Below are 12,486 nucleotides of genomic sequence, written 5' to 3'. Positions count from 1 at the left end.
GGCCGCGGCGGACATCTTGACACGTGTCCAGGTCGGCGTGGCACACCGCTGCATCTCAACGGTAGGCCGATGTGCTCATCACCCACACCCGGGGGCCCTCCGGTGTGTCGGCGCGGACGACGGAGGCGGCGGCCGAACCGGCCTCGACCACGGCGGTGCTCACCGACACCGGGGTGATCGGGCGGCCGGGGCCGGTGGTGTGCAGGGTGTCGCCGACGAGCCCGTAGGCGTGGTCCTCGGCGACGAGGACGGTCCGCCAATCGCCGAGGTCGGTCACCTGCCCGGACTCGGCGTCGACGAGGCTGCGGCCGAGGATGCCCCAGCTCCGGCTCGGCGACGGTGCCCAGATCGGGTCGCGACCGGCGGTGTACTCGCTCTGGAAGCTCGCGCGGACGACGTCGCCGTCGTGGTGGACGAGCAGGCGCGGCCGGTCGGGGTCGGGGTGGACGAGCAGGACGAAGGAGCCGATGGCCGCCACGACCTCGGGGGTGCCCTGGTCGCCGAGTCCGCGCATCTGCTCCCAAGGGGTGACTGGCCCGGCGGGTGTGGACGGGCGCAGATGCCACCACCCTCCGCTCCCACCGGCGAGGATCGTGCCGTCCTCGCGGCCGGCCAGCGCCCGCGCGCCGTCGGGGAGGTCGACGTCGTGCAGACCGGAGGCGTCGAGCAGCGCCGCTCGGCCGGCGTCGATGCGGATCATCGGCGTCTGGCCGTCGAGGACCAGTTCGCTCCCGGCAGGCACGGTGACGTCGGCCAGTGTGCGGCCGTCGGCGGCGGCCCACAGGAGCACGTGATCTCCCACCCGGGCGGCGATCGCCGGAGCGCCGTCCACGCGGGTGGTCGCCGGGCCGGTCGTCAGGGCGCCCTCGGGCAGAGACGTCGTCCACCGGACGGCGCCGGTGGCCGGATCGACCGCGGCCAGCGTCCGATCCGCGGTGACGAAGGAGAGGACCTGCTCCTCACCCGGCACCAGCGCGACCGGGGATTCGCGGTGCAGGACCGGGCTGGCCCAGCGCGGCTCGCCCGTCCCGTCCGGAGGGTCGCCGGGGAACGGCTCGCCCTGGGCGATGTGCACGGCCGGCGCCTGGGCGGAGCGCGCGAGGTGGATCAGGCCCCCGGCCAGCGCCGAGACGGTGACGAGCGCGGCGATCGTCACGGCGACGACGGCGAGGATGCGGCCGCGGTTCGCCCGTGGGCGCCGAAAGCTGTGCTGGAGGTCGGGCCGGCGCAGGATCTTCAGACGTCTGCCGAGCCTGCGCCGCGGCGAGCGCATGCGGGCCTCGAACGCCTCGTCCTCCGGGCTGGGTGGTGGCGCTTCGGCCGGCCACGGCAGATCCCGTTGCGTCCAGGGGCCGCCGACCCGGGGTGGTGAGGTCGAGGTCGAGGTCGCCGGCTCCTGTGTCGCCGACGGGTCATCGGTCGCGTTCGAGGGGGTCTGCTCGGCGGCTGTCGGGCTCGCGGGAGTCGCGTCGGTGGTGCCCTCGTCGGGGGCGCTCGGCCGGCCCGTCGAGGGGTCCGTCGCAGGTTCGTCGGTGGTGACCCGGGTGGGGTCGCCGGTCGCGGTCGCGGTCTCGTCGCCGCCGCACGCAGGGTCGGCCGTGCTCTGCCCCAGGACGTGCAGTCGGCCACCGGGCTCGGCCCGGACGTGCAGGACGACCCCCGCGGGCGTGAAGATGTCGACGTTCCTCGGCGAGGAGGTCTGCGAGAGGACCGTCCGCAGGGCCGCCTCGCGGGCGGTCTCCCCGGGATCGCGGACCACGGTGTGGCCGTCGACGAACGCGGTCTCGTCGTCGCCCGCTGCTCGGATCCGGACGACGACGGGCGTCGTCTCAGAAGAGGGCGCGGTACGCAGCGGCGATCTCCTCGGGGACGTCGGTGGGTTCCGCGTAGGCCTCGTACGCGAGGGCCTCCTTGGCGGCGATCCGCGACACCCAGTCGTGCATGTTGCGGATGTAGGCCGGGTTGACCGAGCGGTCCTGGTGGGTGCCCGGCAGGACTCCCCACCGGGCGACGGCGATGCGCTTGCCGTGCCGATCGGCGAAGGAGGCCCAGTAGTTGAGACCGTAGGCGCCGTTGACCTGCTCCTGCCACGGCCGCCCGTCGGCGGTGGCGTCGACGCCGATGACGTCGACCACCTCGGGCGCCGGCCAGGCCGCGAGGACGGTGTCGCCCGGCATCCCCGGGCGCGACCCGAGCGCCGGCGTCCACTGGAACGCGACGTTCGGCGCGACCTGCTTGACGGTGCGGGCCACGTCGGTGAAGCACGCGGCGTAGTCGGCGGCCTCTCCGCTCCACGGGTGCCCGGACTCGTTCATGCCCGGCCCGAGGGCGACGATCGGAGGCGTCTTCAGCGTCTTCAGGCGGGTGCCGAACGTCGTCCACTGGTCGCGGTACTCCCCGGCCGCGCACTGCGCGAGGTCGAATCCGGACTCCGGCAGCAGCGGCGTCTCGACGACGACTCGCGCGGCCGAATCCCGCACCGGGCGGAGCGCATCCGCGGCGACGATCGACCCCCAGGACCGGCCGTCGACGGTGACCACGACGACGTCGGCCGGACGGCCTCGCTCGGTGTCCACGGGACGCCCGCCCCGGACGACACCACTCGGCCAGGACCGCTCCGGGGTGGGTGTCTCGGTGCGCGGCGTCCTGCGAGTGCCCTCCTGGGGTGCGGCCGCGGAGGGGACCGGTGCGTACGTCCGCGGCGGCAGGGGCGCGGGCACGAGACGCGAGGTGTCGGGGCGCGGGGTGTGCAACCCCGGGATCCGCTCGCTGCGCTGCTCGGACCGTGTCGGAGCCGGGGGTGTCTGCGTCTGTGCAGGTGTCGACGGAGCGGACGGGGCCGTGGGGGCGGAGGTCTGTGCGGGAGGCGTGGGCTGAGTGGGCGTCGACCTGGTCGGACGGCTGGTGGCCGAACCGGCGTCGGCCGGGGTCTCGCGCGGAGGCTGGGTATCGGTGGTCCGAGCGCCCCGTACGGCCTCGTCGTCGGAGTCGGTCGTGGGATCCGCGTCGTCCCCGTCCGCCCGCAGCCTGCGCAGATCGTCGAGGCCCGAGGTCTCCTCCCGGCGGTTCTGCGGGGACCGGCGGGGCTCGGTCGTGGGGGACGCCGCGCGTCGGGGCGTCTTCGCGGAGCGCGGTTCGGAGTCGAGCTCGAAGAGCTTCGACAGCTTCAGCGGCTCGACGGTGGGCGTCGCGCGACGCGGTCCCCGGTCGTCCTCCTCGTCCTCGTCGTCTTTGTCGTCCTTGTCGAGGTCGATGATCGGACGGCTCGTGGAGGCGCCCTTCTTCTTCGGCTCGGTCTTCTTGTCCTCGGCACGCTTCGCCGCAGGCTTCTCGGACTTCTCCTCCTCGCGGTCGTTGTCCTCGTCGTCGAGGCCGAACAACGACCGGAAGAACCGGGCTGCGGCGTCGCCGTCGTCCTCGTCCTTCTTCTTGACGTCCTTGTTCTCGTTCTTTTCGTTCTTCTCCTCGCGCTTCTCGTGTCGGTCGCGCTTCTCGTCGTTGTCGTCGTCGTCCGTGGGTCGCCCACCCTCGGGCGCCCCTGCGTTGCGGCGCTCATCGCGCGACTCGTGGTCGTCCTCGGGCGCCGGCGCGGACTTCTCACGGTCGCCGCGGTGATCGTCGGCGTCGTCTCGACGGGCGTCCGCACCGGAGAACAGGGCGGTCCACCAGTCCGGCGCCTCGGGAACCGGGCGTGGGCGCGCCTTCTCGCCGACCTCGGGGAGTCCGGGCAGGTGAGCGATACCCGGCTCGGGCTCGGTGGCGTCACTGCCGGGAGCGTGGTCAGGAGCGGAGTCGGGCGGCGCCTCTCGTGCGTCGTCGTGGGCGTCGGGCTGTCGGGCGTCGCCCGGGAGAGCTTCTGCACGGTGCGTCGGCGCCGGCGGTGTCGCGGCGAAGGCGGCCCTGAACTGCGGCGTCGGTCCGCCCTCGAGAGGCCCGATCTTCTGACCGGCCGTGCCGGCGGTCGTGTCTGCGGTGTCGACCTGAGGCGTGGCCTCGGGCGCGCCGACCGCCGGCTGCTCGACCGCTCCGTGACCCACGGGCCCGTGATCGGGCGCAGGTGACTCGGGTGAGTTCGCGGTCGGTGTGCCGGCAGAGGGTGACTCCGGTGTCGGTGTCGGTGTCGGTGTCGGTGTCGGCGGCTGCGTGGGCGCGGCGTCGAGGTTCGGCGTCGCGACGGCGGGGCCGGCCGTGGTGGCGTCCTCGACCTGAGGTGCGTGGGGGCCCTGGTCCTCGGATCGGGGTCCGTCGACTGCGTCAGCCCGGGGTGAGCCGACCTGCGGTTGCTCCTGGATCTCGGCCTGTGGCTGCGCGATCGGTGCAGGGTGCTGTTGCTCGCTCACCTCGGTGGGTTGCGCCTCGGCCTGCGCCTGGTCGCTCATCTCCGGCCGGGACTCGTCGGCGTGCTGGGCGGTTGCGTGCTGGGCCGCTGCCTGGTCGGCGGCGGCTTGCCGGGCTGCCTGTTCGGCCGCCGCGTGCTGCGCCGCCTGCTCAGCCGCCGCCCGTTGGGCTGCGGCTCGTTCGTCCGCCGCCTGCTGGGCTGCCGCCTGCTCGGCCGCTGCTCGCTCGGCCGCTGCTCGCTCGGCCGCTGCTCGCTCGGCGGCTGCTCGCTCGGCGGCTGCTCGCTCGGCGGCTGCTGCTCGCTCAGAAGACCGTTCCGCTCTCGGTGGGGTCGGCGATTCGTCAGGACGATGCTGCTCACGCGCGGGTTCGGGTGTCTGCTGCTGCGATGGCTCGTGCGCAGGAGGCGACGCCTGCTCCTGCTGCGAGGGACGCTCAGCCTCGGAGCTCCGCTTCTGCTCCCGGTCGGGGGCCGGCGTCGGGGTCTCGTGCTGCTGCGGGTGCGCGGCGTCGGGAGTGTGCTCGGGTGAGTGACTCGGCGAGGGCTCGGGAGAGCTCTGCGGGGGCTCGGTGTGTTCCTGCGGCTGCGGCGTCGCCTGACGCTCCTCGGCGTGCGCCGTCGGCGCGGAGTCCTGAGTCGGCGCCTGCTCCTGTGGCGGAGGGGACTCGTGCTGAGCGGCGCCAGGCGTCCCGCTGCCGGTGTCCTCGGGCGCGGAGGCGGGTGCGGTCCATCCCTCCGGCGACTCGTGATGGGCCGCTTCTGCACCCTCGTGCGCCTGGGCGCTCGCCGCCGATGCAGCGACGAGGGCGATCGTCGTCCCGAGGGTTCGGGCGGCGACGACACCGACGCGACGGGGCGTGAGCCGGGGCGAGGGACGGGGCACGGGCGTCCTCCGAAGGAAGGGAGATTTCGGACACCCGGAACGTAGTGAGGCATCACCGTCGTGTGGGTCGGTGTTCGTCCGACGTGTCCCGAAATCGCCCCGAGATCGGCCAGGGTCCAAGCCGTCTCGCCAGGTGGACGGTTTTGGGTCTCCGACGTGCCGGCACCGCGCACATCTGAGCACCGATGCTCAGGACCGGCACCGCGGTCACGGTCGACCCTTGAGGTATGTCCGTCACAGCTTCCGGTTTCCGCACGGCCGTCATCCGGCTCATCGCGGTCTCGTTCAGCATCGCCGCACTCCTCGGCATCGCCGTCCTCCTGCGCGGGGGCCAGATGGGTGACCTCGAGGGCCGGATCCTCCTGACGACCCTGCTCGTGGGCGTCGTCAGCATCGCCGTGCTCTGCTACCTGACCCCCGCGGGCGCGCCCAGATCGTCGGCGCCGTCGGTGGCGGGGTGGTGCTCGTGCCGCTCGTCACCGGGCTCCTCATGATCTGGCTCGACAGCGAGCCGTTCGCGCGCGTGGCCGAGGTCTTCGCCACGGGTGGTCTCGTGGCCGGTCTCCTCGCCCAGATCTGCCTGCTGTGGTCGACGGCCGGCGACCAGCGTCCCGAGGACGGGCACCGTGTGCTGCGCTCGGGACTCGTCGCGACGCTGGTCGTGGCCGTGCTGTGGGTGCTCGAGTGGATGCCGGCGATCTGGATCGAGGGGTTCGACCCGAGCGAGTGGTACTGGCGGCTCGTGGGAGTGACCGCGATCCTCGACGTGCTCGGGACGGTGCTCGTGCCGGCCTTCGTCATGCTGCGTCGGGTGCGCGTGATCCGCGCCGAGTCCCCCCACACCGACGCGTGGGTCGATGCACGCGAGCAGGAGCCGAACACGACGCACGGCCTGCCCGAGGACCTCTGGGAGGAGATCGAGGAGATCGCCGTCGCCTCCGGTCGTCCACAGGATGAGGTGGTGCGCGAGGCGGTCCGTCGCCATCGCGAAGAACTGGTGGCCGCAGGCGCGATCCACGGCTGAGCACAGGTGTCGACCCGGGGGTGAGGGGACCCACCTGGAGGGCGTGGAGGGGCGCCCTCCAGGTGGGGCGGGGCATGCTGGGGTCGTAGGGGCGTTGCGAGGGCGCCCCCGGGCGGGGAGGATCAACGGGTGGGTAGCGAGCGAGCGACGACGACACACCGACCGACTGCAGCGACGACACGGGCGCTCTCGCGTGCCGCGGCGGTCGCCGGGCTGGGGGCGGTGTTCGCGTTCGGCGGCGCCACCGCCTGGGCCGAACCGCCGCAGAGCCTCACCAACCAGATCACCGACGCCGCCGGGGCGCTCGGGGGCGGGGGCGCCGAGGTGCAGTCGGCCGTGCAGCGACTCTCCGAGCGCAAGAACATCGACCTGCACGTCGCCTACGTCAAGACCTTCGACGGGATGAGCGGCGAGGACTGGGCCCGCCGGACCTACGAGCGCAGCGCGCTGGGCGGCAACGACGTCCTGCTGGTCGTGGCCACCGAGGCCCGCCGGTACGGGATGTGGACGACCGAGGCCTCCGGGGTCTCGAACAGCGACCTGCGCGACGTGCAGACCGACGACGTCGAGCCCGCGCTGCGTCAGGCCGCCTCCGACGGCTCCTGGGGCAAGGCCGCGGTCGCCGCCGCCGACGGGTTGGGCGGCGGGTCGGCCGGCGGAGGCGGCGGTGTGGGAGGAGCGCTGCCGTTCATCCTGGGCGGGACGGCGCTCGCCGGTGGTGCAGCGTTCCTCATGAGCCGGCGCAAACGCAAGAAGACCTCCAACCAGAGCGTCCCGAGCTCGACGGGGTCCGAGCACTCGGGCGCCCCCGGCCCCTTCGGGCGCCGCGAACCCCAGCAGGACACCGTCGACCTGCAACGCCGGGCGTCCGCGGCCCTGGTCGGGTTGGACGACGAGATCCGCTCCTCCGGTGAGGAGTTGGCGTTCGCCGAGGCGCAGTTCGGCACGCAGGCCACCGCCAAGTTCCGTCAGGCGCTCGAACAGGCCAAGACGGGGTCGGTCGAGGCGTTCCGCATCCAGCAGCAGATCGACGACGGCACTGTGGCCGAGGCCGACCGGCCGAACGCATGGCAGCGCATCATCGCCGTGGCCACCGACGCCGACTCGATCCTCGAGCAGCACACCGAGGAGTTCGCGCGCATGCGCGACCTGCAGTCCAAGGTGCCGCAACTGCTGTCCGAACTCGAGCGGCGCGTCGGCGAGGTCCGATCGCGGATCCCCGTCGCCAAGCAGCAGCTCGCCTCCCTGGAGGCCATGTACCCGCAGGAGGCGCTGCGCACGGTCACCGCCAACGTCGGCAAGGCGAAATCCCTGGTCGACGCGGCCGCCGGGCTCATCACCTCGGGACGTGAACACCTGCAGGAGGGCGACCGGCCCTCGGCGGTGGTCTCCGCCCGCGGGGCCGAGGACGCGCTCGGCCACGCCACCTCACTGCTCGATGCCGTCGACCGCGCCCACATCGACCTGCCCAAGGCGACCTCCGAACTCGACCGGCGTCTCGCGTCGATCAGCTCCGACGTGGCCGACGTCGAGCGTCTCGGCGCCGACGACCCCCTGACGCGGCAGGCCCTGGTGGCCGCGACCGCCGCGATCGAGCGGGGACGCGCGGCGCGCTCCGGCGGCGACCCCCTCGGGGCACTCGCCGCCCTCGACACCGCGGAGAACGACCTCGACAACGCCCTCGAGCGCTACCGCGACGCCGAGGAGCAGAGCAAGCGCACCCGCGCCGGCCTCGACGAACGCTTCGACCGCGCCCGGGCCCGACTCATGTCCATCGACGACACCATCCGCACACGTCGCGGGGCCGTCGGTCCCGAGGCCCGCACCCGCATCTCCGAGGCGCTGCGCGTGTACAACGAGGCCACCGCGTTGGCGGCCGACGACCCGGGCCGTGCGCTGTCCATGCTCGCCCAGGCCGAGCAACTCGGCGAGGACGCCCTGCGGCTGGCCGACGACGACCACTCCGGCTGGGGTGGAAACGGCTGGGGCGGCGGCGGATACGGCGGCGGCTGGGGTCCGCGACGCAGCGGCGGCATCGACCTGGGCTCCCTCGTCCTCGGCGGCATCCTCATGGGTGGCGGCGGGCACAGCCACGGCGGCTCCTGGGGCGGCGGTGGCGGCGGCTTCGGCGGCGGTGGGGGCTTCGGCGGAGGCGGGAGCTTCGGCGGCGGAGGCGGCTTCGGCGGAGGCGGGAGTTTCTGAGCCCACGGCGATCGCGGCCCTCGGCCCGGTTCATCGATCCATCGGCCCACCGAGCGCACCACCGCTCGACCAGCACCAACGACCCGAGACGACCACAATCGAGAACGCACATCCACGCGAAGGGATCTTTCATGGCTCAGAAGCAGTCCATCCTCGGCCGAGTCGCCCAGTTGGCGAAGGCGAACATCAACGCCCTGCTCGACCGGGCCGAGGACCCCGAGAAGATGCTCGACCAGCTCGTGCGCGACTACACCAACTCCATCGCCGAGGCCGAGGAGGCCGTGGCGCAGACCATCGCCCAGGTGCGCATGATCGAGGCCGACCACCGCGAGGACGTCGAGGCGGCCGCCGAGTGGGGGCGCAAGGCGGCGGCGGCCTCGCACAAGGCGGAGGACCTGCGCGGCTCCGGTGACACCGCGGGCGGCGACAAGTTCGACAACCTCGCCAAGGTCGCCATCGGGCGGCAGATCCAGTACGAGAAGGAGGCCCGTGACGCCGAGCCGGTCATCGCGCAGCAGAACGCGACGGTGGACCAGCTCAAGTCCGGGCTGACGACCATGAAGACCAAGCTCGAGGACCTGAAGTCTCGCCGCTCCGCCCTCGTCGCGCGCTCGCGCACGGTGGAGGCGCAGAACAAGGTCCAGCAGGCCATGGGCTCGATCAACGTCATGGACCCCACCAGCGAACTCTCCCGATTCGAGGAGCGCATCAAGCAGCAGGAAGCCCTGGTCGCGGGTCGGGCCGAGGCCGCGTCCACGTCGATCGAGGACCAGTTCGCCGAGCTCGAGGACTACGGCGCCGACTCCGAGATCGAGGCACGTCTGGCCTCGCTCAAGGTGCAGGACCGCCCGGCACTCGGCAACTGAACCGACACGTCCCGACGGCGCCGCCCACCGCGGGCGGCGCCGTCGTGGGTCCGGTGGTGGGTCCGGGGCTTCGCGGGGACAGCCGGCCCCTCGGGTCGCCGACCGATCCGGGAGCTGCGAATCCTCTTGTGGCACTGAGATATTGAAGGGTTCCTGCGGAGGCGGGCGACGGCGGGTGGGTCGGCGTCGAACAGCGTCGTCCCAGGTTTTTACACGTGGACATTTCGACCTTAGGCTTGGTCTCTATTCGATTTCGGCTGGGCGGAACCACGGTGGCGTGGCCGACGTCGCGCTGACAAAGGGGTTCACGATGACGGAGGGTCAGCATCTTGCTGTGGAGTTCGCGGAGCTCGCGGAGCGACTTCAGGGGTCCGACTTCGAACTCACCCTGACCGAGGTACTCAACGCGGCCATGACCGCGGTGAACGCCGACATGGGTGGCGTCATGCTGGTCCGTAAGGGCAAGGCCGAATCGGCTGCTGTGAGCGACGACCTCGTCACCCGCGCCGACGAACTGCAGTACGAGGCCGGCGACGGTCCGTGCCTGGAGGCCATCGACGAGCGCGACACGTTCATCATCGAGGACACCCTCACCGAGACGCGCTGGCCCCACTGGTGCGCCGCCGTCGCCGAGATCGGCATCCGCAGCGTCCTGTCCATCCGGTTGCAGAGCTCGTCCGGGGCCTTGGGAGCGCTCAACCTGTACGCCACCGAGCCGGGGCGCTACTCCCGTGACGACGCGGTCGTCGGAACGATCCTGGCCACCCACGCCTCCGTCGCTCTGGCCGCCGACAAGGAACGTGCCGAACTCAAGCGGGCGATCGACGGGCGGCACATGATCGGCATGGCGCAGGGCATCCTCATGGAGCGGTTCAAGCTCGACACCGATCAGGCGTTCGCGGTGCTGCGCCGGTACTCCCAGGACCGCAACGTCAAACTCCGCGACGTCGCCATGACGCTGGTCGACTCCCGCTCCCTGCCCAACTGACCCTCGCCGGGACGCCTAGGGTGGCCGCGTGGATGCCGTGATGCCCGAGGACCTGCTGCGATGTGCCCGTGAGGCACGTGGATTCATGCCCGAGGACGAGGGCGACCTGCTCTTCGCCGAGGCCGTGAGGCGGGCGCCGCACGGTCCGTTGCTCGAGGTGGGTACGTGGTGCGGTAAGTCGGCCGTGTACCTCGGGGCCGCCGTCCGTGTGGCCCGGGAGGTCGGGAACGCCGATGCCGTCGCCTTCACGGTCGATCATCACCGGGGCAGCGAGGAGAACCAGCCGGGCTGGGAGTACCACGACCCGACGTTGGTCGATGCGCACGACGGGCGGATCGACACGCTCCCGTTCTTCCGCCGCACGATCACCGAGGCGGGGCTGGAGGACGAGGTCGTCGCGGTCGTGGGGCGCGCGCCTCTCGTAGCACGTCACTGGCGCACCCCGCTCGCGATGCTGTTCATCGACGGTGGGCACACGGACGAGCACGTCACGAACGACTACCTGGGCTTCGGGCGCTGGGTCATGCCCGGCGGGACTCTGGTGTTCCACGACGTCTTCGAGCATCCGGAGGACGGTGGCCAGGCGCCGTGGCGCTGCTACCGCCGGGCACTGACGTCCGGGTCGTGGGAGGAGATCGAGGCGCTCGGGTCGATGCGCATCCTGCGCCGGGTCCAGGGCGAACCGGGCGACCCGACCTGACGCACCGACACGACACCGGAGGGTGGCGCTGAAACCGGGCGCCATAGGCTCCGGCTTCGAGCGCCACCCTCCGGCTCGAGGTCGACTCTCAGGTGTGCGAGAGACGTCTCAGGCGTCGGCGCCGACCTTCTCGCGCTCCTCGGTGAGTTCGACGGCGGGGGCGTCGAACACGTCGCGGTCGAGCAGGTTCTCCCGCGCCGCGACGAGGGTCGTCATCGCGGACTGTCCGGCGACGTTGGTGGCGGTGCGCATCATGTCGAGGATCGGGTCGATGGCGAGCAGCAGCCCGACTCCCTCCAGGGGCAGGCCGAGGGTGCTGAGCGTGAGCGTCAGCATGACGATCGCGCCGGTGAGGCCCGCGGTGGCGGCCGAGCCGACGACCGACACGAACGCGATGAGGGCGTAGTCGGCGAAGGTGAGGTCGATGCCGAAGATCTGCGCGACGAAGATCGCGGCGAGCGCCGGGTACACCGCGGCGCAGCCGTCCATCTTGGAGGTCGCGCCGAAGGGGATGGCGAACGAGGCGTACTCGCGTGCGACACCGATGCGTTCGGTGGTGACGCGCTGCGTCAGCGGCATGGTGCCCACCGAGCTGCGGGAGACGAACGCCAGCTGGATCGCCGGCCAGGCGCCCGCGTAGAACCGGCGGGGGTCGACCTTGCCGAACACCGCCAGCAGCACCGGGTAGAGGACGAGCAGGACGATGGCGCAGCCGACGTAGACGTCGACGGTGAACACGGCCAGCGGAGCGATGAGGTCCCAGCCGTAGCCGGCGACGGCCGCGCCGATGAGTCCGAGCGTGCCGAGCGGGGCCAGGCGAATGACCCACCACAGCGCCTTCTGCGTGATCTCGAGCACCGACTCGACGAAGCCCAGGAACGGCTCGGCCTTGGGCCCGATCTTCACGGCCGCGACACCGACGACGATGCCGAGGAACACGATCTGCAGCACGTTGACCTCGACGAACGACTCCACGACGTTGGTCGGGATGATGCCGGTGACGAAGTCGGTCCAGGAGCCGGTGCGCTCGGGGGCTGCGGCGGTTCCCATGTCGAGGGTGACGCCGCGGCCGGGGTTGGTCAGCAGGCCCAGCCCGATGCCGATGAGCACGGACACGAAGCCGCTGATGGCGAACCACAGCAGCGTCTGCCCGACGAGGCGCGCGGCGTTGCTCACGTGGCGCAGGTTGGCGATGCTGACGACGATGGCCGCGAACACCAGCGGCGGCACGGCGAGCTTGAGCAGCTGCACGAAGAGGCTGCCGACGGCGTCCAGGCCGGCCTCGAGCCAGCCGAGTTGGTAGGCCCGGGCGAGCCAGCCGAGGGCGATACCCAGCACGAGCGCCAGGAGGATCTGCATCCCGAACGACAGGCGGGGCCTGCTTCGGGCCGTGGAGGCGGTAGAGGGTGGCGTGGATGAGGAGGACATGGGCGAGACTCCGTCGTGAGTGGACTGGTCGGCCGGAGGAGGCCCGACCCTCACCC

The 12,486-nt window shown here is 72.2% G+C and carries 10 protein-coding genes; 7 read left to right on the top strand and 3 right to left on the bottom strand.

Translation table 11 applies throughout. The features are described 5' to 3' along the window. Window positions 1-55: 55 nt before the first annotated feature. Window positions 56-1,759 carry a hypothetical protein gene (locus QQK49_RS17490; RefSeq protein WP_284305078.1) on the bottom strand — a complete coding sequence of 568 codons (1,704 nt, stop codon included), beginning with the start codon at window positions 1,757-1,759 and terminating at the stop codon, window positions 56-58. Window positions 1,760-1,829: 70 nt separating this feature from the next. Then, a complete protein-coding gene (locus QQK49_RS17485) occupies window positions 1,830-4,037 on the bottom strand; it encodes a hypothetical protein (RefSeq protein WP_284305077.1) in 2,208 nt (735 codons plus the stop codon). Window positions 4,038-4,280: 243 nt separating this feature from the next. Between QQK49_RS17485 and QQK49_RS17480 the strand changes: the two genes are divergently transcribed. The 7 genes from QQK49_RS17480 to QQK49_RS17450 all read left to right on the top strand — a co-directional run bounded on the left by QQK49_RS17480 (window position 4,281) and on the right by QQK49_RS17450 (window position 11,002). After that, complete coding sequence (locus QQK49_RS17480) at window positions 4,281-4,868, top strand: hypothetical protein (protein ID WP_284305076.1); 588 nt, start codon at window positions 4,281-4,283, stop codon at window positions 4,866-4,868. A gap of 581 nt (window positions 4,869-5,449) precedes the next feature. Next, window positions 5,450-5,716, top strand: coding sequence for a hypothetical protein (locus QQK49_RS17475; protein ID WP_284305075.1), 267 nt, complete (start codon window positions 5,450-5,452; stop codon window positions 5,714-5,716). Beyond that, window positions 5,689-6,246, top strand: coding sequence for a ribbon-helix-helix domain-containing protein (locus tag QQK49_RS17470; protein ID WP_284305074.1), 558 nt, complete (start codon window positions 5,689-5,691; stop codon window positions 6,244-6,246). Before QQK49_RS17475 ends, QQK49_RS17470 begins: the two co-directional genes overlap by 28 nt. A gap of 129 nt (window positions 6,247-6,375) precedes the next feature. Beyond that, window positions 6,376-8,448 (top strand): TPM domain-containing protein, encoded by a 2,073-nt coding sequence (locus QQK49_RS17465; RefSeq protein ID WP_284305073.1) that lies wholly within the window; start codon window positions 6,376-6,378, stop codon window positions 8,446-8,448. A 131-nt stretch (window positions 8,449-8,579) separates the two neighbouring features. Continuing rightward, on the top strand, window positions 8,580-9,314 hold the full coding sequence (locus QQK49_RS17460; RefSeq protein ID WP_284305072.1) for a PspA/IM30 family protein: 735 nt from the start codon (window positions 8,580-8,582) through the stop codon (window positions 9,312-9,314). Window positions 9,315-9,648: 334 nt separating this feature from the next. After that, window positions 9,649-10,302, top strand: coding sequence for a GAF and ANTAR domain-containing protein (locus tag QQK49_RS17455; RefSeq protein WP_284305071.1), 654 nt, complete (start codon window positions 9,649-9,651; stop codon window positions 10,300-10,302). A gap of 28 nt (window positions 10,303-10,330) precedes the next feature. Then, complete coding sequence (locus QQK49_RS17450; RefSeq protein WP_284305070.1) at window positions 10,331-11,002, top strand: class I SAM-dependent methyltransferase; 672 nt, start codon at window positions 10,331-10,333, stop codon at window positions 11,000-11,002. Between the two features lie 108 nt (window positions 11,003-11,110). Here QQK49_RS17450 and QQK49_RS17445 read toward each other — a convergent pair whose 3' ends face one another. After that, the gene (locus QQK49_RS17445; protein ID WP_284305069.1) at window positions 11,111-12,430 is read right to left on the bottom strand and encodes a dicarboxylate/amino acid:cation symporter; all 1,320 of its coding nucleotides are present in this window, start codon (window positions 12,428-12,430) and stop codon (window positions 11,111-11,113) included. Window positions 12,431-12,486: the final 56 nt, after the last annotated feature.

This window comes from Mobilicoccus caccae, from assembly GCF_030161635.1.
Classification (GTDB): Bacteria; Actinomycetota; Actinomycetes; order Actinomycetales; family Dermatophilaceae; genus Mobilicoccus; species Mobilicoccus caccae.
Note: the sequence above shows the minus strand (reverse complement) of the source record. Positions and strands in the feature narration are given on the sequence as shown.